We start from the raw sequence: 23607 nt of genomic DNA on the forward strand, positions 1-23607 counted from the left end.
TTTCTCCTTTTACTGTTTTACTATAGAATATTTTGCGTCATTATCATGTTTTAAAATCTTTAAGAGATTTCCTTTTTTAAACATATCGCATACGATAATAGGAAGGGAGTTTTCCCTTGCAAGGGCGATTGCCGTATCGTCCATTACCCTGATGTTTTCTTTTAGGGCATCTTCGTAATTTATCTCTTTTAAAAGTATAGCATCGGAAAATTTATTGGGGTCTTTATCGTAAATGCCGTCAACTTTTGTGGCTTTTATAATTGCACTTGCCCCTATTTCACTTGCCCTTAAAACTCCGGCCGTGTCTGTGGTGAAAAAGGGGTTTCCCGTACCTGCGGCAAAAATTACCACTCTTCCTTTTTCAAGGTGTCTGATAGCGCGTCTTACTATGAAATTTTCTGCAATTTCCTCCATTTTAATGGCACTTTGAACCCTGACTTCAAGTCCGTTGTTTTCAAGGGCTTCCTGCATTGCAACAGCATTAATTACAGTGGCAAGCATACCCATATAATCGCCGGATGTTCTTCTTATTATACCGTCTTTTGCCGCACTTACCCCTCGTATAAAATTACCTCCGCCTATAACAATGGCAACCTCAAAACCTTCGTTTATTACGCTTTTTATTTCATCTGCAAGATATTTCAGTATTTTTGTGTTTATACCAAAGCCGTCAACTCCAGCCAATGCTTCACCGGAAAATTTAATCAATATTCTTTTTGTTATTCTTTTCATCGGGGGCCTTTTTAAAAGTGTATTTTATCATAATTTTACATTTTTTTATCTTAAATTTATAACCTGCAGAGGATTAATAGCCCTGTCTTTGTATGTGACTTCAAATTCAAGTGAATTTTTGACCCTTGCTATGACTTCGCCTTTTTTCACATAACTCCCTTTTTTTATAAGCGGGGATATTTTTGTTAAATTTGCGTAAATACTGAATAAATTTCCTTTGTGCTTAATAAAAATTATTTTTTTGTCGCCGTCTTTCCCGACATATATCACTTTACCCGGGAAAATAGTCCTTACAAGGGAATTTGGCTGTGTTTTTATGGTTATTGAATCGTTGTAAATTTTTATTTTGTAAATAGGGTCTGTGTATGAACCGAATTTTTTAATTATTCTGCCTTTTACAGGGGGTATTGTTTTTGGACCTCTGTATCTTGTAAGTTTTGGCCTGAAATAGGCACTTCCCACTTTTTTAACGTTTAAAGGTTTTGAAATTTCAATACCGGTGTTTAGCGGTATTTTTTCAGGTATAATTCTCGGTTTTTTTATAATTTTGAGTTCGGCCAGTTTTTTTTGTAAAAATTTTTGTTTTTTAAACATATTCTGGAGTTTTGTCCAATACAATTTTTTTTGTTTTTTCAAAGAGAAAAGAATTTTTAACTGTGTTTTTTTCAAAACAAGCAGTTTTTGCTTTTTTTGTTCAAGCTCTTTTTTCTTTGCCGAAATGTCACTGATTTGTTGATTAATCATATTGATGTTTTTTTGGATGTCTCTGTTTTCTTTTATTAAGTTATTAATTTTTTTTGAATATTTTTTCAGAATTTTTAACGTAAGCGAAGTGTAAATCAAATCGTTTAGCGTATTTATTTTTTTTGAATCTATATAATAATTCTGGCTTATAAAAGAGGTTATTTCGTTATTTATATTTTTCTGTTTTTCCAACAGCCCTTTTTTCAGGTCATTAAGTTCATTTAAAGTTTTGGAGGAATTTTTAAGGGAATTTTGCAAAGTTCCTATCTGTATGTTTAAAGAAGATATTTTTTTATTTATACTGTTTAGTTTTTTCTGAGTGTTTATAATAGCCTTTGCGAGTGAATCCAGTTTGAGATTCATTTTTTTTATTGTGTATTTTGTATGGTTAAGGGCTTTTTTGGTCTGGCTCAGATTTGTTGCCTGTAAAAATATAAAAAGAAAAATTAATAAAAATCTCATTTTTTCCTTCCGATAATCACTATAATGGATGATAAAACTGAAATTAATAAAGACACTGCAAACAGCTTTAATAAAATATCTGTAAAACCAATATTGTAATTTATGGACAAATCTTTTATTATTTCATTAAAAAGTGCCGAATTTGTGAAATAATAAATTATTCCAGCGCTTATTAAAAATGAAATAAACGAATCTACAAAGGCTATTTTAAAAAGCGCCGCACCTTTAAACCAAAATGGCGCACCGAAAAGCTCCATTATATACATTCTCTCACTGTGCTCGAATTTCCATACTTCAAGCTGCTTGATAATAAGTAAAAATCCCAAAATACCGACTATTATCAAAAAAACGTTTGAAACAATTTTTAACAAAAAAAGAAGATTGTATATTTTTGTCTGGGCGGAACGGTATGTCAGCACTCTTTTTATAAATGGCTGGCGGGATAAATAATTTTCAATTTCCTCAAGCCTTTTAGGGCTTGGAAGCGTTTTTAGTTTCAGAGAATAAAAATACGGGAATTTAATGCTGTCAAAATCTATGTTTGTAAAATTTTTTTTAAGTTTTTGAATATAGGAGTTTATATTTATAGGCTCTATTTTCTCAATTTCTTTTATTTTTAAGGACTCGACGGGACTGTCTGTCACTATTGCAATGGAATAATTATTTACTATGCTTTTTTGGTATTTTTTTAAAATTTCGGAAAATGTCACATAAAAAAATATACTCAGCAGTATTGAAATTAAAGCTAAAATCAGGCTTATATGGCTTTTAAGAGAGTTCATAAACGTTTCCTTTTTCCAAATGGATATGTTTATATTCTATATTGAATGTCTGGGGAAGTGAATGGGATGCTATTATAACGGTAATTCCCAGTTTGTTTGCCATTATAAAAAGTTCCATTACTAAATTTGCCGAATATTCATCAAGTCCAGAGATAGGCTCATCCGCCAGAATCATAACAGGCTCGTGTATTATCGCCCTTGCAATTGCCGCACGCTGTTGTTCACCTCCGCTGAGTTCAAGCGGATATCTGTCGGCTTTGTGGGAGAGTTTTACTTTTGAGAGCAGATGCATGGCTTTCTCTTCTGCGTCTTCTTTTGAAAAACCGGCTATCAAAAGGGGCAGGGAGACATTTTTCAAGATATTCCATTCCGGTATTAATCTGAAATCCTGAAAAACAACTCCTATATATCTTCTGAGCTGAGAGAGTTTTGATTTTCTTATTTTATGAAGCTCAAACCCCCCTATGTTTAAAAATCCGCTTACTGATTTAATTTCCCCGTACATTGATTTAATTAAAGTACTTTTTCCGCTTCCGCTAACACCCGTTAAAAATACAAACTCTCCGCTTCTTATTGAAAAGGAGGCGTTTTTTATAACAATTTCGTTTTTATATCCGAGAGTAAGATTTTTTGCAAGAACAAGTTTACCCATGAAACAGCCTTTTTAATTTTAAATGTGCGATATAATTGTCTTTTATGGGGGCGGGAAGTTTAAAATACTCAGGTTTTTCTTTATTCAGGATATATAAATGTTCGGGTCTAGCAAAATTTCCTATGGTTGCCCTCAGCAGAGATGAATTTTTATCTATTTTAAATTCTTTTTCTATATGAATAACTGTATTATTGTATATTTTTGGGGTAAAATCGATATTTCTGAGTTTTTTTTCGAAACTGAAATCAAAATTTTCGTTGAGCTTCGGGGAATTTTCCAAAGAATACATATAAATATCATAAATATTTTTTCCCTGTTTAATCCACCTGTCTTCATATTTGCTTGATACGAAATAAGGTATGTTTTTTTTAACTTTCAGTTCGGTTTTTTCAAAATTTAAAAATTCATTCAAAGAATAATTAAAATAATTTTCGCTGTCTGTTCTCAGATGTAAAAATCCATGCGGTTTTAGAGTTCTTACAGATTCGTTTATAAAATTTTTGTTTATTAAGCGTCTAAGGGGTTTTTTGTCCCACGGAACAGGAAAATGGACATATATTGCATCAAGTCTGTTTGAAGGGATTTTACTAAGAATTATTCTTGCGTCGTGGTTTAAAATTTTCACATTTTGTATATTTTCCAACGTCACTCTTTTTAAAACCTGCTCGATTGAGGGTTTGTGAATTTCTATTCCTAAAATTGTTTTATCCGGATTTTCTTTTGCTAAATAAAGCAGGTGTCTGCCGCTTCCGAATCCCACTTCCACAATATCAATACCGCTTAAATCATCCGTAATTTTTAAAAGATTAATATCCGGCAGTTTTTCTTTTATTCCTGTTATATTTTCAAAAATTATATTTGAATTATGTAATTTTACAAATGCTAAATACGCTTTTTTTATTTCTTTGATAAGAGGTCTTGTGATTTTATCGTATTTTATTAAAAAGCCGTTTTCTTTTTTTGAAATTTTTATCAAAAACTGGGCATTTTTTGTTTTTACCCCTATTAAATTTTCAGCCTGAAACAAAAATTCCGTATCACCGGTTTTTTGCGGATATTTTATCTCTTTTAAATTATCAACTACGATATGGGGCATTAAAAAGAAACCTCCACTTTGGACGGTTTTGAAATAAGCCCGTATTTGTCTATTGCATAAATATAGTACGTTAGTGTCTTGTTTTTATCTGTTTGGGTGTCTGTAAATCTGTTGCCGTTTATAAGATATTTTTTTTCTTTTTTATTAAGTAAATTTCCGAGTTCTTTAACTATCAGATATTTCTTCGCCCTGTTGTCGGGTGAATTAAAAATAAATTCCACCCCGCTGTTTGTAATATTTGTCGAAACAAGCGGTTTTGCCGGTATATCCAGGGTTTGGCCCATAACTTCCGGGGTTTTTTTAAGCAGTGATTCTGTCTGATGAATGGTTAGCGCCGTTACTTTATAATATTCCGTATCTCCGTCTTTATCGATTTTATCGATATAAAAAGTATTTTTTGTTTTTGCAATCGGCACAAAAATTAAAAATTTTTTCTTATATATTTTATAATATGCCGCACCTTTTACCGGTGACCATGAAAGCTGAATTTTTTTAGGTAAATCGACTGTTGCTTTTACATTCATTACAACCGGTGGTTTGGGATATGTTGAAATTATGAGCTCTTTTGAAGGAGAAGATTTTAAATCATCAAAAGTAACCGCAATAATTCTGTATTTGTAAATTTTACCGTCTTTTAGGCCTTTGTCTATATATTCCACATTATATCTCGGTTTGAGTGTCGCGATATTTTCCCATTTTCCGTTTGTATCGTTAAATCGCTGTATTATATAAGAATTCACTCTTTCATTAGGGTGCGGTCTGAATATGATTTTTACTTCTCCTTTTGTTAAAGGCCTGATTTCAAGAGGAATTACAGGAGCTACGCTCGGAAGTGTTTTTTGTTCAGTTTCTATTGCTAAAGAAGGAATTTTGTTTTTGTCAAATGTTGCAATTCTGTATCTATAAAGAGTATTTGGTTTTAAATTGGTATCTACATACAGCGTTTGATAAGGGTCTTTTACAGTGATAATTTTTCCCCATTTTTTTGTTTTGAAATTAAATTTTTGTAAAAAATATCCTTTTATTCCTTTAACCGTATTCCATTTTAAAGCCATGGCGTTTCTGTCCGGATAAGCTTTGAAATTTGTGACTTTTGGTAAATTAGGATTTGATTTTGGTGCTGGTTTATTTACTGCACATCCGGTTATAATCATTAAAGATATCAGCAACAGAGCCCATTTTTTCATAATTAAATCCTTTTGGTAGGTTTTGTTTAAAATCATCAAATATAGGTGCAATTATACTAAGTTTTTTACCGTTTGGATGAGTCAGGTATAATTCATATGCGTGAAGCATAACCCTTGAGTTTTGATTTTTTGCGCCGTATGTCGTGTCTCCTATTATATATCGTCCAATTCGGCTCAGATGAACCCTTATCTGGTGTGTCCTTCCCGTAAAAAGTTTTGCGGCGGTTAAATTTTCAAAAAAAGGCACAAAAAGCGTTTTGGCGTTTTTTCCGTTGTTTACCACAGCCATTTTTATTCTGTTTTTTGGATTTCTTCCAATCGGGGCGTCAATGCATTTTGCTTCTTTTAAAGGGGCGTTTAGAAGCATAAGATAATATCTTCCCATTGATTTGTCTTTTAACTGGGCGCTTAAAAATGCGTGTGTTTTATTGTTTTTTGCTATTACCAAAGCTCCGCTTGTTTCTTTATCGATTCTGTGGACTATTCCGAACCTCTCTTCCCCGGCTATGGTTGAAAGTGAATAATTGTTTTGTTTCAGCCAGTCTACAAGAGTCGCCTCCTTTACACTGGGTGCCGTATGGACTACAATCCCCGGAGGCTTGTTTATAACAATCAAATCATCATCTTCATAAAGAACCGGTATGTCAAAATCGGCTTTTTTTGTTTTTTTTTCTTTTAAATTAGGAATAGTTACTTCTATTTTGTCGTTTTGTTTTAATTTAATGCCGCCTTTTTTTGCTGTTTTTTTATTTATTTTAACAAGTTCTTTTTTTATTAAACCCTCAACCTGGTTTCTTGAAACATCTAATTTTTCACTTAAGAATTTATCAAGCCTTTCAATTTTATCTGCTGTGAAATGTAATAATTTTTCATTTTCACTACTTACCATTTTCATTACCCACTTTTTTTTAATTTTACCAAAACTTGACAAAAAAATTAATTTTAATTAAAATCCTGAAAAACTACATTACTACTACCATGCAAGGATATTAATGAGCAATCAGAACAATGTTACCAATCATAACGGTAATAAACAAAGAACCCATATACCTGTTGAAGGTTATACGATTGAAGAGCTTAGAAGTATGCCTACAAGCGAGCTTATAAAAATTGCAAACGGTTTGGAGGTGGAAAATCCTCAGGAATTCAAAAGACAGGATTTAATGTTCGAAATACTTAAAACACAGGTTGCAAAAGGCGGATATCTGCTTTTTACCGGTATTTTGGAAGTAATGCCCGACGGATACGGCTTTTTAAGAAGTATAGGCGGAAATTTTGAAAATTCGGTAAACGATGTGTATGTCTCCCAGACTCAGATAAGAAGATTTGCGCTTAGAACCGGGGATATTGTAACAGGTCAGGTAAGGCCTCCGAAAGATCAGGAAAAATATTACGCCCTTTTAAAAATAGAGGCGATTAATTATTTGCCTCCGGAAGATGCAAAAAAAAGGCCTCTTTTTGACAATTTAACACCTCTTTATCCAAACGAAAAACTAAAACTCGAATATGAGCCCACAAAACTGACAGGAAGAGTGCTTGATTTGTTTGCACCTATTGGAAAAGGTCAGAGGGGACTTATAGTGGCACCTCCAAGAAGCGGTAAAACAGTGTTTTTAAAGGAAATTGCCCACGGAATTACAAAAAACCACCCCGAAGTGACTCTTATGGTGCTTTTGGTGGACGAAAGACCCGAAGAAGTTACAGATATGCAAAGAAGTGTAAAAGGCGAAGTATTCAGCTCAACATTTGATAAACCAGCACAAAATCATGTAAGGGTTGCTGAGCTTGTGATTGAAAAAGCTAAAAGAATGGTTGAGATGGGAAAAGATGTTGTAATTTTACTCGATTCAATCACAAGACTTGCAAGAGCGTATAATACCGTTACACCTGCAAGTGGAAAAGTATTAAGCGGAGGGGTTGATGCAAATGCACTTCATAAACCAAAAAGATTTTTTGGAGCCGCAAGAAACATAGAAGAGGGCGGAAGTTTAACAATAATTGCAACTGCTTTAATTGATACCGGAAGTAAAATGGATGAGGTTATTTTTGAAGAATTTAAAGGTACCGGTAATATGGAAGCGGTATTAAGCCGTAGAATTGCAGACAGAAGAATATATCCTGCAATTGATTTACTTAAATCCGGAACAAGAAAAGAAGAACTTTTATTAACTCCGGAAGAGCTTGCAAAAGTCTGGGCTATAAGAAATATTATAAGCGAAATGGATGAGATTGAGGCGCTTAAGCTTATGTATTCAAAAATGTTAAAAACTAAAAACAATCGGGAATTCTTAAGCGTAATTAATGAATGAAGTGCGGTATATTTGACAGCGGAATAGGTGGCTTAAGCGTTGCCTCTTCTATTTTGAAAGCAAAACTTTTCGATGAAATAATATATTATGGTGATACTGCAAGGGTTCCTTACGGAAACAAAAACGAATCTACAATAATCCGCTATTCCCTTGAAGCCATGGAATTTCTTAAAAATTTTGATATTGATTTTTTAGTTGTGGCATGTAATACTGCAAGCGCTACTGCTGTGGAAGAGCTTAAAAAAGAGGCTTCTTTCCCTGTGGTGGGTGTAATAGAAGCCGGTGTAAAGGCTCTGGAGAATGAAAACAAAAATTCAAACATTCTGCTTATAGGTACAAAAAGAACCGTCAGTTCCGGAAAATATGAAAAACTGCTTAAAAAGAAAGGTTTTAAAAACATAACTTCAATTGCAACGCCACTTTTTGTGCCGTTGGTAGAAGAGGGTATAACGGATGGAAAAATAGTAAATGATGTGTTTGAGCTCTATTTCAAAAATATCGACAGGGAAAAAATAGATATTGTAATCCTTGGATGCACACATTATCCATTTTTGTCACATTCTCTTCAAAAATATTTCCCTAATGCAAAACTTATACACTCTGGTCAGGCAATAGTTGAGCTTTTAAAAAATGAATACAATCTTACCCCTAAAAAATCTACTTCAATAAACCTTCTTGCAAGCGACGATCCGGAGGGTCTGAGAATCAGGGCAAAAGAGTGGCTTGATATAATTAATGGATAAAAATTTAATTAAATGATAAAATCAGGTTTTTTACATATTCAACCAGCTCTTTTTCGTCTTTGTATCTTGCTTCATTGTTTTTTATTTCATACGGATACCATGTTACCTCGCTTAAATGAATCTTTTTAAGACGTTTTAAAAATTCTTTATTCATCCTAAAAGCGCCTGTTTCTATATTGTTTATTTTATTTAAGTTTATATTTTCGTTTAAATATTTTATAAAATTTTTGTAAATTTCTTTGAAGTTTTCTGTTTTTATAACAGGGTCTATTGCAATTTCCACATTATACCCTTTGTTAAGGGCTAAATTCAGGGCTTTTATCCTTTTTTCAATATTCGGTGCTCTTTTTTCAAATTTTGTTATTTCATTAGGAGAAAGTGAAAACGTCAAAATAAAATTTTTTGGCGGATTATCCGGTAGTTTTGAAACATTTGCCGATTTTGTGCGGCTTTCTATCAGTAAATCGTCTCTTTTTTCTGCAAGTTCAACCCATTTTTTATGAAACGGATATATTCCTTCAAACGCCGCCAAATCGCTTTCATAACTTATGGGGATAAATGCGTTTTTCAGTTTTTCGGCTTCTTTTATAAAATCTTCTTCGTTTACAAAAATTACAGGATAACCGCTTGGATACATCCCCCCTATATAGCAGTATTCGCAGTTATAAACGCATCCGAGAATCTGGGTGGAGTAATAAAAATTTTCATAACCTTTTGAATTGCAGAATTTGCTTCCTTTATAAAAGGAAACATTCTCTTTTACTGCCAGAATCAGCCTGTTTTGGGATTTTTGCCAGTTAAAATTCTGACGGCTTCTGTTGAAAATATCTTTATAATGTGTGATTGTTATAACTTTCGGATTGTATTTTTTGATTATATGCTTCGTTATTTCATAATTTTCCGCTCTTTTTTCAAGATAAACAATCATCCTTTTCCTTAAATATATTAATAATTTATGTTATAATAATAGCATAACTTAAAAGGGGTGTGTTATGAAAAGAATTGTTTATTTTAACTAAAAATAAATGATACTGTTACTTTAAAAGCTAGAGAATTATAGCAAAAAGACTTTTCAAAATAATAAAAATTGAAAAACAAATAAGTAAACTTAAATTGTTTAAATTAGCAATGATAACCATATCCACATCTAAAAATTTAAGAGTTGAAGAATAAGGGTATATTTATATAAAAGAAATTGAATGTCTTTAAATTTAGAAATGGATATAGAAAAGATTTGCAGAAAATATAATGCGACAATTTTGCTATTCGTCCGTATGCATTTAGAGTTTTTGGAAACAACCAGTATAAAAGAGCGGGTGAAGATTTTAATATAACAATAAAAGCGGTTGATAAAAATTATAATTCTATTAATTCTGGTACAGTTGATAATGTTAAAGGAGTTAAGGATTATAATGTTTCTTTAAATGATTTAAAAATAAATTCTAAATTTTATGTTCCTACTGATGAAGAAATACGCCAAATGAATATAGATGTCAATGATAAAAATGACACAGATAGAAGCAGAGTGGCTTATTGTCCTGATAAAGGAAAATTTAGTGTTGTAGGAAATCCATCATTTAATAATGGTGAAGTAAATGCAACACTTCAATTTTCTGAAACAGGTGTTTTGGAAATTAATGTAAGCGAAAAACCGGGAAGTGAATTTGCTAAAGTAGATGAAAAAGATACACCAGATAATCAAAGATATATTAAATCTGCTACAACAATTTACGATATAAATGATATAAATAAAACAGATTTATTAATGTTTATTCCTTATAAATTTGTAACTGACGGGGAATATTTAACAATTCCAAGTAATCAGGATAATTGGGTTTATATGTCAAATGAAGTAAATAAATCAAATACTACTTACCAAATACCGAAAATGGCAGCTTATATTAAATATATTATAAAAGCTGAAAATAAAAACGGTGATGTTGTTAAAAATTATACAAAAACATGTTTCCCAGATGTTGATGAAGCTCACGCTCCACGAAGAAACGGTTTAAAATTGAATACAACATTTGATTTATTTTTAGATGCCGATTTAAATATAACAAAAGATGCGACTATTTCAGCTTATACAGCAGATAATTATGACACTGCTGTATGGACACCTAATAAAAAAATTAATTTAACAGACGGTAATAATTCATTACAAGAGTGGATTGGCGCAACTAATTTTGAAAACGGGGAGGGTAATGCGAAGGTATATTTTAATATAAACAAAAATTATAAAATTCCTGTGAATGAAATAAATATTACAATAAATGACATAAACACATCCACTTCTTGGATGAATAATCCGGGAGCTACAAATAAATTTATAGGAAAAGATATAAATAAAACTATTAAATTTTTATACGGAAGAATAAAAGTTAATGATGCTACAGGAATAGGTAGAGAAATAAATACAACTTTTAAATATGAATATTGGAATGAAAATAAAGGATGGGTTGAAAATAAAGAGCATAATGAAACTTTTGGAAAAGTTTATTTTGATAAAAGTTATATAAATACAACAAAACTCTCTGATTCTAAAATTTCTGCTAATGAACATAATATTGTAAACGGTGAGCAGAACATAACATTTTTAACTACTCACTCTTTACCTTATGGAGCTAAAATACATTTATCAATTGACAGCTGGCTTTGGTATCATCCGTTGGCCAAACCGTATAAAGATCCAAGTTCTTCAAATTTAGACTGCTTAACACATCCTTGTATGAAAGTTAACTTTTTAACTAATTCTACCGGATGGGGAGGAGTAAATTCCAATGCTGTGGGAAATAAATTCAATGAGTCAAACAGAACCTCAAAAGTTGGCACATCAGAGAAAAATGTTTCTAAAAAAGAGGTTAAAAAATTAAACTGGTAATAAATTCCTGAACCTCTTTTTTGTTTTTTAATACCGGAAAATCTGGAAAATTTTTTTCTTTGATTTTATAAAAGGTTAAAATTTGTTTTAATTTTTCTTTTTGTGATTTTGTAAGTTTCATTTTCTTTTCCGCTTCGCTGAGCGCTGTATAAATATCTTTAAAAAAATTTTCTTTTTTGGGAAGCGTATCAAGAATTTTTTCTATTGTAATCAGATGGCTTTTTATTAAAGACGGTATTTCTTTTTCATCAGGTTTTTTTAACGGCGTGTCGCTTACGATTTTGTAAAGCATTATTTCCTCAACATTTAAAAATTTGTAAGCCGCTTCGAAAAAACCGCTGCTTTCCATATCCACAAGATTATAATAATCCCCTGTTTTATCTACACATATTATTTCAGAGGAGGGTTCTGAGAAGAAATCCGGATAATATTCTTTTTGAGAACATAAATCTTTGATTTTATAAATAAAAAAACCCCGGTTTATTTCGTAACAATTGCTTCCCGCAATACCGAAATTAATGCTTGGATAACGATTTTTTTGTAAAACAAGTGCTGTGGAAACAGCGGAATTTATTTTGCCGCTTCCTGTGACGGCAAGATTGATGTAACCGTTTCGAAACAAAGAGGAATCAGGCTTTAAACTGAAATGTTTTATAATCTCTTTTGCCTCTATGTAAAGAGCGGTTATGATGTTGAGCATTAAAAAACCTTTTTAAAGGAATTATATGGAAAAATTTGAAATTTTTAAAGAACTGATAATTAAAGAAAAATATTTCGAAGCACATGAAATACTGGAAGCTGAGTGGCATAAAATTAGAAAAAGTGATAATGATTTAAAATGGGCTTTAAAAGGGCTTATAAATGCGGCCGTGGCGATGGAGATTAAAAAAAGAAAAAGAGACGGATATAAACTGGTTTGGAAAAATTTTGAAAAATATGAAAAATATTATGATTTAGATGAAAATATAAAAAAAACTGCTGAATTTGTCAGAAAATATAAGCCTTAATATTTTTCCCAGAAAAATTCTATCCACTCTTTTGTTTCATGAAAATAAAAGTCAGGTTTGAATTTTGATGCAGGTTTATAAAAAATAGAAACAGATTTGAAAAATTTATCGGGATATTTTGTTTTTAATTTATTCATAACTTCCAAAAAAGTATCGCCGCTGTCGCTTATGTCGTCCACCACTAAAATATTTTTGTAATTTTCCAAATTTGGAATATTCCAGACTTTCGGGATAGAGAGTTTTGTTGTTTTATCGTAAGAACTTGCATTTATTGTAAAAACTTCTTTAAGATTGAAAATTTCAGCCAAATGATGAGCCAAAGTCATTCCGCCCCTGATGATTGCCACTATTGCATCCGGTTTTGGTATTTGATTTTTTTGCAAATCAATTTTCATCTCTTCATAAGAATAAAATTTCATAAACTTCCTTTTTTTAAAATTATACTATTTTTACCCTTGCATTTAAAAAAAAAAATCGATATAATTTCAATCCGTTTGGGCTCGTAGCTCAGTTGGTTAGAGCAACCGGCTCATAACCGGTTGGTCGCAGGTTCGAGTCCTGCCGAGCCCACCACCTGCCCAGGTAGCTCAGTCGGTAGAGCAAGGGACTGAAAATCCCTGTGTCGGCGGTTCGATTCCGTCCCTGGGCACCACCATTATGATGTAAAATGAAAAGTAAAAAAATGTAAAATTATTATTTAATATAGTGTCAGACACTATATATTAAATAATAAATAATTAATAATAGAAAATGAATAATATAAATCGAATTAGTATCAATATAATGTTTGGCACTATATAATCAATGAATAATTGATAATCCATTCACTATTTTACCCCGTATGTGTGAATAAATTCTTTTCTTGAGACCAGATTTTCAAGTATTGCAAAAAGTATCATAAAATTAATAAAACTTGTTCCCCCGTGACTTATAAGCGGAAGAGGGACCCCTACCACGGGAGCCAGGTCCATAGTCATTGCCATATTGATAAAAGCATAGGTAAAAATCATTATTCCAACCCCTCCGTACATCACTTTTGCAAAATAATCGTCTTTTAATTTTTCCGCTTTGTCAATAAAATAAGCCACAAGTAAAAAATATAAGCCGATTACAAACAGTGCGCCCAAAAATCCGAATCTTTCAACAAGATAGGCAAAAATAAAATCGCTGCTTACAATGGGTAGGAATTTTAAATTTGCCTGCGAGGCGTTTTTTTTGCTTTTGCCTTTAAGCCCTCCGCTTCCGATGGCAATAATCGACTGTTTTACATGGTAACCGGGTTTATTTAGAAAATGTTCGATTCTTTCTTTTTGATAATCCTTCATAAAAAACTTATAATAAACAGGTGCAAATAAAATGCTGAAAATTCCAATGCCGAGCCACACTTTTTTATCTACCCCTATTATAAAAAGAACACCGAAACCTATTATTAAAGTAATAAGAGCGGTTCCCAAATCAGGCTCTTTTACAATTAAAATAAAAGGTATTATTATGTAAACGGACAGCCTTAAAAATTCTTTAAATGAATAAAGAGGCCTGGGCGGGTATTTGTAAATTAAGTATCCCAGCATAAGCAAAAGTGTTGTTTTCATAAATTCTGCGGGTTGAATTGTCGCATTTACCAGTGGTATTCTCAGCCATCTTTTGGCTCCCAGAATTTTTACGCCGAAAATATCAACGGCAATAAGCAACACTACATTCAGCCAGTATATTACCGGGATAAGCCATAAAAGTTTTCTTATCGGTATCAGATATACCGTTACGAACACCAAAAAACCTATTCCTATATAAATAAGCTCTTTATAAAAAAGTTTATGCGAAATTTCGTTTATTAAAACGAGGCTTATTATTATAAAAGGCAGTATTAAAAAAAGAAGAAAAAAATCGAATTTTTTTAAGTATTGCATGGTTTTTCGGAATATTTCTCAAACAATATATCCATTGTTTTTTCGAGTGATTCGGAGGCATGTTCTATTTCTTTGAAAATTTCTATAATTCTGTCTTTTTGGTTTATGCATGAGTGTTCAGGAATACATTCCAAAGCTCTGTTTGTTAAATCGTGGATTTTTTTATGCAGTGTGTCTTTAATCTGTTTATATTCAGGATAACAGCCTATTTTGTTTACAGTGCCTTGCATTAGCAGCCATCTTCCAAATTCACATTCATTATCTTTTGTTAAAGGAATCTCTTTCTCTTCTATAATTGAATCATGGGCATTTAACTTATATATCAAATGTGATAATTTGGCTAAATCCATCAATAATCTCAAACTTGCCAAATCCACATATTTTTTGTTTTCAAGCGATTTGTCCCTGAATCCTTCAATCATTGCGGAAACTTCATCCACATCGTCTTTTGACTCTATTGCCATAGATGTTATTTTTTCGGAATTTGACTGAATTTCGCTGGTTTCCTGCTGAAGAGTTTTGATTGTTATTGATATTTCGCTTGTCGCCTTTTGGGTTCTTTCCGCTAGTTTTCTGACTTCGTCGGCAACTACCGCAAAACCTCTTCCGTGTTCACCGGCTCTTGCCGCTTCTATTGCCGCATTGAGAGCAAGTAAATTTGTCTGGTCGGCAATGTCGGTAATCAGTTCAACAATTTTGCCTATTTCTTCCGTTCTGTTATAAAGCATATTAATGGCTTCGTTTGTATGGGAAATAAAATCAATTAATTCATTTAATACATTTGAAAGGTTAATTGTTTTTTGAGAGGATTTATCCGCTCCTTCATAAATTTCTGTTGAAAGGGAATCTATTTTTTGCATAAATTCTTTCAGTTTTTCATCAAGAGAGAGTTTGATTTCATTTAACTGTTTATTGATTCCTCCCCCTAAATTGTTAAGTTCTATTGCTAGTTCGTTTCTTTTGGTTTCTTTTATTGCCGTTGAAATGGATTTAATTGCCTTATTTACCTTTTCAACGGTAAATTTGAATTTTCCCTTATATCCTTCAAGCGGAATATCCCTGTAATCTATTCCGTTTTCCGCCGCTTCTATGGAATATGAAAGATCTTTTTCAAAAGCTTCAAGCTGGTCAAGCAGATTGTTTAGTGCCCATGCCTCTTCAAAAAAACCGGATTCTTTGTTTATATTGGTGATTCTCGGCTGAAAGTTCCCGTTTTCGGCTTCTTTCAAAACTGATTTAATTTTTTCTTTTAACGGGTCGGTTTTTTCTTTATTTAAGGTTGTAATGTAAATTGCAATAATTATTCCCACAACGGCGATACCAGTGTTTATGTAGTCATGATAAACATATCCTATTATTCCCATTATCAAAAATAACAATGCGGCCAGATAATTTAATATTTTAGAGTTCATTTATTATTCCTTTTTGAATTTTTATCATTAATTCATTGAAATTCATATTTTTTGAGCTCAAAAGTTCATTTACGGCATCGACTCCGGCTTCCATCCCGGAAGCAGCTTCTATGGAGAGCAGATTTTGATACAGCGGCTCAATTATATTTTTAAATCCATCTCTTGGCTTTCTTCTTACGGAATAATATCCTATATGGCTTCCGTTATCGTCAAATGTCGGGGAAATATTTGCCATTACCCAGTAATATCCTCCGTCTTTTCTTAGATTTTTAACATATCCGAACCATTCTTTTCCGTTTTGAATATGCTCATACAAAATTTTAAATGCACATCTCGGCATATCCGGATGTCTCAGTATATTATGCGGTGAGCCCAATATGTCACTTTCATCATATCCGGACAGTTTTATAAATATTTCATTACCGTATAAAATTCTGCTTTTTAAATCTGTTTTACTTACAATAAAATCCTCTTCTTTTAAGATATACTCTTTTTCTATAGGGGTAATTCTTGGCTTTTTCATTTTTCATCCTTTACTTTGATTCCGTCTATTCGGTATTTTACCAAAACTTCTATTTTTTCAAGAGAATCTGCCAAAAAAATTATCTTTGTATCCAATAAATAATTTTCAGCGGTTTTCTGAAAAATTTCAGCTTTTTGTAAACTGTCTGTAAATGCGTATTTTGCATTTAAATTGGTAATAAAAATCAGCTCTTTTACCGAATTGATTATAACGCCATAAGGAATATTATTATTTTTGCAAAAAACAAATGTGTCAATTAATTTATCGTTATATTGAAAAATTATTGTTGTGTTTGAAGGAGTGTTTTTTATTTCTTCAATTGAGTTTACTTTTATAAAATTTTCATTGCTAAACGGTTTTTCAAGAATCAGCATCGCATTCCTTACAGTAATATTTTCCGTTTTTAAATTTTGCGTCTTTTTTTAATACAAATGTTTTACACTTTTCACACGGGACAAATTCATTTTCATCATTATTGTCTTTTTTAATTTTTTTATTTGGTCTAAACATATAATAAATTACACCTATTATAATTAAAAATATTATTATTTTTCCCATTGCTTTGCCTTTATAAAAACATAATTTCTGTTTTTTTTATTAATAATTTTAGCATTTATTCCCCCCAGTTCTTCCAAAGCATTGGAACCTTTATATAAAAGTATTGTACCATTTTTATCTAAAAAAGGATTTACCAAATTTAAAAAATCGTCTGTTTTCATAACCGCCCGGCTTGTGATTAAATCCGCTTTGCCGATATCCGATTTTTCCACTCTTTTTGGAATTATTTCAACGTTGTTTAAATCTAAGAGTATTTTTATATAATTTAAAAAACTGTATCTTTTTTTTAAAGGTTCAATTAAATACCATTTTGTTTGAGGCAAGGCAATTGCTAAGACAAGTCCGGGAAATCCGGCTCCCGTGCCCACATCAGCAGCGGTTTTTGCATTTTTGATATATTCTAGTGGAAAAAGGGAATCTTCGATTTGGGCAAAAATTTCTTCTTTTGTGGTGTAATTGGTAAATTTATGTGTTTTGTTCCATTTTAACAGCTCATTTGCAAATATTTCGTATTTTTTATTCATTTTTTATTCTCCATTTTTTCATTTTTCATTTTCCATTATCACCACTCACTATTTCACAGTTTGTGTCCGAGTTTTTCTTTTTTTGTTTTTAAATAAAATTCGTTGTAAGGGTTTGGTTTTACAATTATAGGAATTCTTTCAACCACCTCTATTTCTTTAAAAGCGAATTCTTTTTTTGGATTGTTTGTTAAAAGCCTTATTTTATTAATACCGAAATCTTTTAAGATTTTTTCCACTATACCAAAATCTCTCATATCCGCCTCAAATCCCAACTGATGATTGGCTTCCACGGTATCAAGTCCCGCATCCTGCAAGGCATAGGCGTTTACTTTGTTAAATAACCCTATTCCTCTTCCCTCCTGTCTTAGGTATATTACCATTCCCCCTTTTTCATTTATTGTTTTGAGAGCCTCTTCAAGCTGTTCTCCGCAGTCGCATTTAAGGCTTCCCAGCGCATCGCCTGTTAAACATTCGCTGTGAATCCTTACAATAGGTGTTTCGGGTAAATTCTCTGTGAAAATAACCAGATGTTCTTTATCGTTTTCTATGAATGAGCGTATTTTAAATTTTCCGTATCTTGTCGGGAGATTGGCTGTTTGCGAAATTTTCAAAAAAACTCCTTTTTTTGATAAAATTATATCTTAATTCAGATAAAGGATAGAAATGAGACATTTTTTGTGGTTTATAGATTATAAAAAAGAGGAAATAGAAGAAATAATAAAACTGGCGTTTCAGATAAAAAAAGAGACAAAAGCCAAAATTTTTAAACCTTATTTAAAAAATACCCAGCTTGCTATGATTTTTGAAAAAAGTTCAACAAGAACGAGGGTTTCTTTTGAAGCGGGAATAAACCAGCTCGGTGGAAACGGCCTTTTTTTAAGCAGCCGCGATATTCAGCTTGGACGGGGAGAGCCTATAAAAGATACTGCAAGGGTTATTTCGAGAATGGTCGATTTGGTGATGATTAGAACATTCGGACAGGAAAGGCTTAGCGAATTTGCAAAATACTCACGTGTGCCGGTAATAAACGGGCTTACGGACTTATGTCACCCTGTGCAGCTGCTGGCTGATTTAATGACTGTGATTGAATTTAAAAAATTTGATTTTCGCAGTCCTGAAAAAACGTTGGTTTCTTATGTGGGGGACGGCAACAATATGGCACATTCCTGGGCAATTTTAGCGGGTATTTTAGGATTTAATTTGAATATAGCGACACCAAAAGGCTATGAAGTGGATAATTTTATTAAAAATAAAGCGCTTGAATTTGCCAAAGTCAGCGGTGCTTTGATTAATTTTTATAATGACCCTAAACTTGCCGTAAAAAATGCAGATGTTGTTACTACCGATACATGGGTCAGTATGGGTCAGGAACAGCAAAAAGAAAAAAGAATAAAAGATTTTAAAGGATATGAGGTAAATAATAAATTAATGACTATGGCTAAAAAAGACGCAATATTTTTACATTGTCTTCCGGCATACAGGGGATATGAAGTGAGCGAAGAAGTGTTTGAAAAATATGAAGAGGCAATATTTGCTGAAGCGGAAAACAGACTTCATGCACAAAAAGGTTTAATGGTATGGTTGAAAAAATAAAAAAAATTTCTCCCAATCCGGCAATAATAAAATGTATGGATTATGAATTAAAAGAAGGGGATAAAAAAAGTTCTCTTTGGATTATAGAAATAGACGATAAAATAAAAGTGGCCCTGAATTTTGAAGAATATATATCATTAATAGAGGGGATGAAAAAACTGTTAAAAGAAAATTTTGATTTAAAACTTGAAAAAGCCATTTTAAGCGAGTTTCCGATTGATTATGACGATGTAAAAGCTGTAGTATTGGAAGAGATGAAGGAATATCCTGATAAAAATATTAATGATGTTGTTAGAAAAATAAAAACAGAACACCCGAATCTGTTTTATGATATAAATGTAGATAATATCTTCTAAAAGAAAAATTTTTTCCTTTTTTTTATTTTTTCCTTGACAAATAAATATTTTTTAATTATAATTGCAATGTAACAAAAAGTAATAAAGGAGTGCCAAATGGCATGCGAAAAAGATACAAAACAATTGGCTAAAGAAGCCGAAAATAAAACACAAAAAGAGGAGGTAAATATGGAAAATGTTCAAACACAAAGTGGAGTATTGGTATTAAAAGAAATGCCTGAATTTAAAGCGGAAGCTTATAATGCGGAGTCTGGTCATTATACAGAAGTCAGCAGCGAAGATTATAAAGGAAAATGGACAGTAGCATGCTTTTATCCGGCAGATTTTACATTTGTATGCCCAACTGAAATTGCGGCAATGAATGCGGCACTTCCGTTTTTAAAAGAACTTGGGGTAGAAGTATTGGCTGTTTCAACAGATACTAAATTTTCACATAAAAGATTTGTGGAAACCGAACCACTATTAAAAGATCTTAAACTTACAATTGCTCAGGACCCAACTGGTGAAATTACAAGAAAATTCGGTGTAATGATTGAAGGTGCGGGACTTGCACTTAGAGGTAGATTCTTAATCAATCCAGATGGACAAATTGTAGCTGAAGAAGTTCAAGCTCCACCTGTAGGTAGAAGCGTAAAAGAATTTTTAAGACAAATTATTGCTCATCAGCATGCATATAAAACTGGAGAAGTTTGCCCTGCAAACTGGAAACCTGGTAAAAAAACACTTCCTGTTAACACTGATGTAGAACCAATGACAGGAAATGTCGGAGGTTATGTAACACTAGAAGATTTAATAGATGAAAATGATGTAAAAGAAATGGAAGAAATGGTAAAAACGTTTAAAAACGCTTAATTTCTTCTTTTTCTGTTTTTTAAAAAATATTTCTTTATATGTTTTTTAAAAAACAGAAAGAAAGGTTAATATGAAAAATATAAAAAATATTCTTGATAATTCCACTCTCAAGACAACACCTCAAAGACTCGCTATTTTAAAAGAACTTGAAAATCAGGGACATGCAAGTATTGAGGAAATTTATGAAAAAATAAAAGAGATGTTTCCAAGCATTTCTCTTGCAACTATTTATAAAAATATTACCTCTTTAAAAGAAGAGGGTATTATAAGCGAAGTTTGTCTGCATCAAAAGCCAAAATACGAATTAAGCAAAGAAGACCATGCTCATTTTATATGTAAAAACTGCGGCAGAGTTATAGATGTGCCTTTGAATAAAAGTATTATAAACGATATAGAGGAAAAATTCCCTGATACACAAAAAGAGCTTTATATTTACGGTATTTGTGAAGAATGCAAAAAAGAAATGAAAAATAAATAAAGCTTTTGCAATTGTTTATGCTTCCCATAATGAAAAATTAGCCGGAGAAATCAGAAAAACAATAGAAGAGTTTTTATATAAAAATTTTCCGGAAATAGAATTTTATTTTGATATTGAAATTATTTAAATTTCAATAATCCTTATCATATTTGTAGTTCCTTCTTTTCCTACAATACTTCCCATTGTGACAATAATTTTGTCTTTGGGTTTTAGAATGTTGTCTTGTAAGGCAATTTCACGGAATTTACCAATCAATCTTTCAGGATTTTTTATTTTAGGGACTTCAATTATATTTTCAACCCCCCAGACAACTTTTAATTTTCTGCTTGTAACTCTACTGTGCGTTACAGCGATAATAGGGGATTTCGGCCTGTATTTTGCAATACTTTTTACAGTTGTTCCTGAACTTGTGAAACATACAATAGCCTTGGGGTTTATACCTTTGTCTAAATCAGAAATACTTGCCGCAATGGCGTCGATGTCTTGGATTTCGTATCTTTTATTATACGGATAAATATATTGGGTTTCAATTATTACTTTTTTCAATGTTTCAACCGCATTAACAGGATATTTCCCGACTGTGGTTTCATCACTGAGCATTACCGCATCGCTTCCGTCCATTACCGCATTTGCCACATCACTAACCTCGGCTCTTGTCGGAAAAGGGGAATTTACCATCGATAAAAGCATTTGCGTTGCCGTTATTACAGGTTTTTTTAATTTATTTGCACGTCTTATTATTTTCTTTTGGATAACGGGGACTTTTTCAAGTCCCACTTCAATTCCCAAATCGCCTCTTGCCACCATAACTCCGTCTGCGACTTCGATTATTTCATCTATGTTTTCAACACCTTTTTTTGTTTCAATTTTTGCAAAAACCCAAGGAGAGGCATTGTTTTGTTTTAAAATCTGTTTTGCTTTTAATATATCTTCTTTAGAGTTTACAAATGAAATGGCAACAATATCTACTTTATTTCTGGCACCAAAAACCAAATCTTTTTTATCTTTTTCGGTAATTGCAGAAATTTTAAGGTCGGAATGAGGAAAATTAACCCCTTTTCTGCTTGAAAGTACTCCTTCGTTTTTTACTTCCAGAGTAACGTAATTTTTATCTTTGTCTATTACTTTTGTACGTATGCTTCCGTCTGCAAAAAAAACATATTCTCCTGTTTTTACGTCATCGATTATTTGAGGATAGCTGATTGTTAAATCATAAACTGTTTTTGGGTTTTTTTTGACAAGTCTTATTTTATCGCCTCTTTTAAGTTCAAGCAAACCGTTTATTTCGCTAATTCTTATTTTGGGACCGCTTATGTCCTGAAGTATGGCTGTTTTAGAATTTAGTTTTTTTGCAATTTCCCTTATTTTTAAAATGGAATTTTTATGGGTTTTATGGTCGGCGTGGGAAAAATTAAGTCTGAAAACATCAACGCCCGCTTTTATTAAATCTTCGATTTTATCTATCGAAGCAGGGCCGAGCGTCGCTACTATCTTCGCTTTTTTCATTAAAGACCTTTCATTTGTAGATATTCTTTAATTTCTTTAAGAAGTATTTCTTTAGTTCAGGAGCTTTTTTCAGTGCTTCTTTTGCAGTGATTATTGAATCTGTTAAAATTTCCTTTTCCATCACAGACTCCTTTACATAACAGATATTATAACAAAAAATTTTAACAGATTGATATCAAAAAATTAATGAAAAAGAAGAAGAAAAAAAGTTATTTAACTTTTATGCAGTCTGTTTCTTTTTCGGCGTCAAATTCCCACCATTCTTTTTGGCTCCAAGGGATAAGGGTTTTTAGTTTTTTCATTAAAAATTCAAAATCCCTTGGTAATAAAGCCTGGTCTCCGTCGCTTAAGGCTTCTTTCGGGCAGTTGTGCATCTCTACAATAAGTCCGTCGGCTCCGACAGCCATACCCGCATAAGCAAGTGCGCTTACGAATTCCCTTTTTCCGGCCGCATGACTCGGGTCTACTATTATAGGCAAATGTGTCATTTTTTGCATAATTGGAACCAGTGTTACATCAATAGTGTTTCTAACACTGCCTTCATATGTTCTTGTTCCTCTAAGGCAAAGAATTACTTTTTCGTTTCCCTCGCTCATAATATATTCAGCACTCATTAAATGTTCTTTTAGAGTTGAAGCAATTCCGTTTTTAAGTATTACAGGTTTATCAAGCTTTCCAATTGCTTTAAGAAGCGGGAAATTTTGCATATTTCTAGCCCCTATTTGGATAACATCTGCATATTTATATACAACATCTATATCTTCTATGCTCATAAGCTCAGTTACAATAGGAAGCCCTGTCTGCTGTTTTGCTTCCATAAGCATTTTAAGACCCTCAACCCCATGTCCCTGGAACGAATATGGAGAAGTTCTCGGTTTATATGCTCCTCCTCTTAGCATATGTGCTCCGTTTTCTTTTGCTACTTTTGCTAAATATACCACATTTTCTACCGTATCAACGCTGCAGGGTCCGGCTATAATTACTTTGTTTCCTCCGCCGACTTTTACGCCTTCAATGTCAAATACACTGTCTTCAGGATGGAATTGTCTGCTTGCCCTTTTAAAAGGTGCCGATACTTCCAAAACTTTCGCAACACCCGGAAGTGTATTAAGAGGTTTTCCGGAAAGATTTGTCTTATCCCCTATAATTCCTATAACCACCTGTTTTTCACCAGGGGCTACGCTTACCTCATGACCCCAGGTTTTAATCTGTTCAATTGTTTTATTAATCTCTTCTTCACTGGCTCCCACCTTCATTACCAATACCATAAATATTCCTTTAAAAATAATTTTTGCAATTATAA

General features: G+C 32.3%; 27 protein-coding genes and 2 tRNA genes. 10 read left to right on the forward strand and 19 right to left on the reverse strand.

Going from position 1 to position 23607, the window contains the following annotated elements; translation table 11 throughout:
- Positions 1-9 precede the first annotated feature (9 nt).
- Genes pyrH through DZ64_RS0107035 form a run of 7 tightly spaced genes read right to left on the reverse strand, consistent with a single transcriptional unit; the run spans position 10 to position 6550 of the window.
- Positions 10-732, reverse strand: a complete 723-nt coding sequence (gene pyrH, locus DZ64_RS0107005; RefSeq protein ID WP_024789980.1) for a UMP kinase — start codon at positions 730-732, stop codon at positions 10-12.
- A 45-nt stretch (positions 733-777) separates the two neighbouring features.
- Positions 778-1938: a murein hydrolase activator EnvC gene (locus DZ64_RS0107010; protein ID WP_024789981.1), complete on the reverse strand. Its 1161-nt coding sequence runs from the start codon at positions 1936-1938 to the stop codon at positions 778-780.
- Positions 1935-2720 carry an FtsX-like permease family protein gene (locus tag DZ64_RS0107015; protein WP_024789982.1) on the reverse strand — a complete coding sequence of 262 codons (786 nt, stop codon included), beginning with the start codon at positions 2718-2720 and terminating at the stop codon, positions 1935-1937. Before DZ64_RS0107015 ends, DZ64_RS0107010 begins: the two co-directional genes overlap by 4 nt.
- Positions 2707-3372: a cell division ATP-binding protein FtsE gene (locus DZ64_RS0107020; RefSeq protein ID WP_024789983.1), complete on the reverse strand. Its 666-nt coding sequence runs from the start codon at positions 3370-3372 to the stop codon at positions 2707-2709. The genes DZ64_RS0107015 and DZ64_RS0107020 overlap by 14 nt, the downstream gene beginning before the upstream one ends.
- Complete coding sequence (gene trmB, locus DZ64_RS0107025) at positions 3365-4468, reverse strand: tRNA (guanosine(46)-N7)-methyltransferase TrmB (protein ID WP_024789984.1); 1104 nt, start codon at positions 4466-4468, stop codon at positions 3365-3367. The genes DZ64_RS0107020 and trmB overlap by 8 nt, the downstream gene beginning before the upstream one ends.
- Positions 4468-5655, reverse strand: a complete 1188-nt coding sequence (locus DZ64_RS0107030) for a fibronectin type III domain-containing protein (protein WP_024789985.1) — start codon at positions 5653-5655, stop codon at positions 4468-4470. Before DZ64_RS0107030 ends, trmB begins: the two co-directional genes overlap by 1 nt.
- The gene (locus DZ64_RS0107035) at positions 5594-6550 is read right to left on the reverse strand and encodes an RluA family pseudouridine synthase (protein WP_024789986.1); all 957 of its coding nucleotides are present in this window, start codon (positions 6548-6550) and stop codon (positions 5594-5596) included. The genes DZ64_RS0107030 and DZ64_RS0107035 overlap by 62 nt, the downstream gene beginning before the upstream one ends.
- A 97-nt stretch (positions 6551-6647) precedes the next feature.
- Here DZ64_RS0107035 and rho point away from each other — a divergent pair, with 97 nt between their 5' ends.
- Positions 6648-7964 carry a transcription termination factor Rho gene (gene rho, locus DZ64_RS0107040; protein ID WP_024789987.1) on the forward strand — a complete coding sequence of 439 codons (1317 nt, stop codon included), beginning with the start codon at positions 6648-6650 and terminating at the stop codon, positions 7962-7964.
- Positions 7961-8707, forward strand: coding sequence for a glutamate racemase (murI, locus tag DZ64_RS0107045; RefSeq protein WP_024789988.1), 747 nt, complete (start codon positions 7961-7963; stop codon positions 8705-8707). Before rho ends, murI begins: the two co-directional genes overlap by 4 nt.
- A 4-nt stretch (positions 8708-8711) precedes the next feature.
- Here murI and DZ64_RS0107050 read toward each other — a convergent pair whose 3' ends face one another.
- Positions 8712-9635, reverse strand: coding sequence for a radical SAM protein (locus tag DZ64_RS0107050; protein ID WP_024789989.1), 924 nt, complete (start codon positions 9633-9635; stop codon positions 8712-8714).
- A gap of 552 nt (positions 9636-10187) precedes the next feature.
- On the opposite strand from DZ64_RS0107050, the gene DZ64_RS0107055 reads away from it, so the two are divergent.
- Positions 10188-11588 (forward strand): hypothetical protein, encoded by a 1401-nt coding sequence (locus DZ64_RS0107055; RefSeq protein WP_024789990.1) that lies wholly within the window; start codon positions 10188-10190, stop codon positions 11586-11588.
- Here DZ64_RS0107055 and DZ64_RS0107060 read toward each other — a convergent pair.
- On the reverse strand, positions 11569-12288 hold the full coding sequence (locus DZ64_RS0107060) for a hypothetical protein (RefSeq protein ID WP_024789991.1): 720 nt from the start codon (positions 12286-12288) through the stop codon (positions 11569-11571). The two genes, DZ64_RS0107055 and DZ64_RS0107060, sit on opposite strands and share 20 nt — an antisense overlap.
- 25 nt (positions 12289-12313) lie before the next feature.
- Between DZ64_RS0107060 and DZ64_RS0107065 the strand changes: the two genes are divergently transcribed.
- The gene (locus DZ64_RS0107065) at positions 12314-12595 is read left to right on the forward strand and encodes a DUF309 domain-containing protein (RefSeq protein ID WP_024789992.1); all 282 of its coding nucleotides are present in this window, start codon (positions 12314-12316) and stop codon (positions 12593-12595) included.
- Here the strand turns inward: DZ64_RS0107065 and DZ64_RS0107070 are convergent.
- Complete coding sequence (locus DZ64_RS0107070) at positions 12592-13014, reverse strand: phosphoribosyltransferase (RefSeq protein ID WP_024789993.1); 423 nt, start codon at positions 13012-13014, stop codon at positions 12592-12594. The genes DZ64_RS0107065 and DZ64_RS0107070 overlap by 4 nt on opposite strands.
- Positions 13015-13091: 77 nt before the next feature.
- On the opposite strand from DZ64_RS0107070, the gene DZ64_RS0107075 reads away from it, so the two are divergent.
- Both DZ64_RS0107075 and DZ64_RS0107080 read left to right on the forward strand, forming a co-directional pair.
- A tRNA-Ile gene (locus DZ64_RS0107075) sits at positions 13092-13168 on the forward strand.
- A gap of 3 nt (positions 13169-13171) precedes the next feature.
- A tRNA-Phe gene (locus DZ64_RS0107080) sits at positions 13172-13247 on the forward strand.
- Positions 13248-13422: 175 nt separating this feature from the next.
- Here the strand turns inward: DZ64_RS0107080 and DZ64_RS0107085 are convergent.
- The 7 genes from DZ64_RS0107085 to ribA are packed head-to-tail and all read right to left on the reverse strand — an operon-like array spanning position 13423 to position 18130.
- Entirely contained in the window at positions 13423-14502 is a 1080-nt protein-coding gene (locus DZ64_RS0107085; protein WP_035003187.1) for an FtsW/RodA/SpoVE family cell cycle protein, read from the reverse strand.
- Positions 14490-15914: a methyl-accepting chemotaxis protein gene (locus DZ64_RS13900; RefSeq protein ID WP_024789995.1), complete on the reverse strand. Its 1425-nt coding sequence runs from the start codon at positions 15912-15914 to the stop codon at positions 14490-14492. The genes DZ64_RS0107085 and DZ64_RS13900 overlap by 13 nt, the downstream gene beginning before the upstream one ends.
- On the reverse strand, positions 15904-16437 hold the full coding sequence (locus DZ64_RS0107095; RefSeq protein ID WP_024789996.1) for a PAS domain-containing protein: 534 nt from the start codon (positions 16435-16437) through the stop codon (positions 15904-15906). The genes DZ64_RS13900 and DZ64_RS0107095 overlap by 11 nt, the downstream gene beginning before the upstream one ends.
- Positions 16434-16811: a hypothetical protein gene (locus DZ64_RS0107100; RefSeq protein WP_024789997.1), complete on the reverse strand. Its 378-nt coding sequence runs from the start codon at positions 16809-16811 to the stop codon at positions 16434-16436. Before DZ64_RS0107100 ends, DZ64_RS0107095 begins: the two co-directional genes overlap by 4 nt.
- Positions 16798-16995 carry a PP0621 family protein gene (locus DZ64_RS0107105; RefSeq protein WP_024789998.1) on the reverse strand — a complete coding sequence of 66 codons (198 nt, stop codon included), beginning with the start codon at positions 16993-16995 and terminating at the stop codon, positions 16798-16800. Before DZ64_RS0107105 ends, DZ64_RS0107100 begins: the two co-directional genes overlap by 14 nt.
- A complete protein-coding gene (gene rsmG, locus DZ64_RS0107110; protein ID WP_024789999.1) occupies positions 16983-17519 on the reverse strand; it encodes a 16S rRNA (guanine(527)-N(7))-methyltransferase RsmG in 537 nt (178 codons plus the stop codon). Before rsmG ends, DZ64_RS0107105 begins: the two co-directional genes overlap by 13 nt.
- Before the next feature lie 53 nt (positions 17520-17572).
- Positions 17573-18130 (reverse strand): GTP cyclohydrolase II, encoded by a 558-nt coding sequence (gene ribA, locus DZ64_RS0107115; protein ID WP_024790000.1) that lies wholly within the window; start codon positions 18128-18130, stop codon positions 17573-17575.
- A gap of 52 nt (positions 18131-18182) precedes the next feature.
- Here ribA and argF point away from each other — a divergent pair, with 52 nt between their 5' ends.
- The 4 genes from argF to DZ64_RS0107135 all read left to right on the forward strand — a co-directional run bounded on the left by argF (position 18183) and on the right by DZ64_RS0107135 (position 20798).
- Positions 18183-19112 (forward strand): ornithine carbamoyltransferase, encoded by a 930-nt coding sequence (gene argF, locus DZ64_RS0107120; protein WP_024790001.1) that lies wholly within the window; start codon positions 18183-18185, stop codon positions 19110-19112.
- Positions 19097-19468 carry a DUF2603 domain-containing protein gene (locus DZ64_RS0107125; protein WP_024787873.1) on the forward strand — a complete coding sequence of 124 codons (372 nt, stop codon included), beginning with the start codon at positions 19097-19099 and terminating at the stop codon, positions 19466-19468. Before argF ends, DZ64_RS0107125 begins: the two co-directional genes overlap by 16 nt.
- A gap of 96 nt (positions 19469-19564) precedes the next feature.
- The gene (locus DZ64_RS0107130) at positions 19565-20320 is read left to right on the forward strand and encodes a peroxiredoxin (RefSeq protein ID WP_024790002.1); all 756 of its coding nucleotides are present in this window, start codon (positions 19565-19567) and stop codon (positions 20318-20320) included.
- 70 nt (positions 20321-20390) lie between these two features.
- Positions 20391-20798: a Fur family transcriptional regulator gene (locus DZ64_RS0107135; RefSeq protein WP_024787875.1), complete on the forward strand. Its 408-nt coding sequence runs from the start codon at positions 20391-20393 to the stop codon at positions 20796-20798.
- A gap of 123 nt (positions 20799-20921) precedes the next feature.
- Here DZ64_RS0107135 and pyk read toward each other — a convergent pair whose 3' ends face one another.
- Both pyk and aroF read right to left on the reverse strand, forming a co-directional pair.
- Positions 20922-22304 (reverse strand): pyruvate kinase, encoded by a 1383-nt coding sequence (gene pyk / locus DZ64_RS0107140; protein WP_024790003.1) that lies wholly within the window; start codon positions 22302-22304, stop codon positions 20922-20924.
- Between the two features lie 209 nt (positions 22305-22513).
- Positions 22514-23572 carry a 3-deoxy-7-phosphoheptulonate synthase gene (gene aroF, locus DZ64_RS0107150; RefSeq protein WP_024790004.1) on the reverse strand — a complete coding sequence of 353 codons (1059 nt, stop codon included), beginning with the start codon at positions 23570-23572 and terminating at the stop codon, positions 22514-22516.
- Positions 23573-23607: the final 35 nt, after the last annotated feature.

This window comes from Lebetimonas sp. JH292 (assembly GCF_000523275.1).
Lineage (GTDB): Bacteria > Campylobacterota > Campylobacteria > Campylobacterales > Nautiliaceae > Lebetimonas.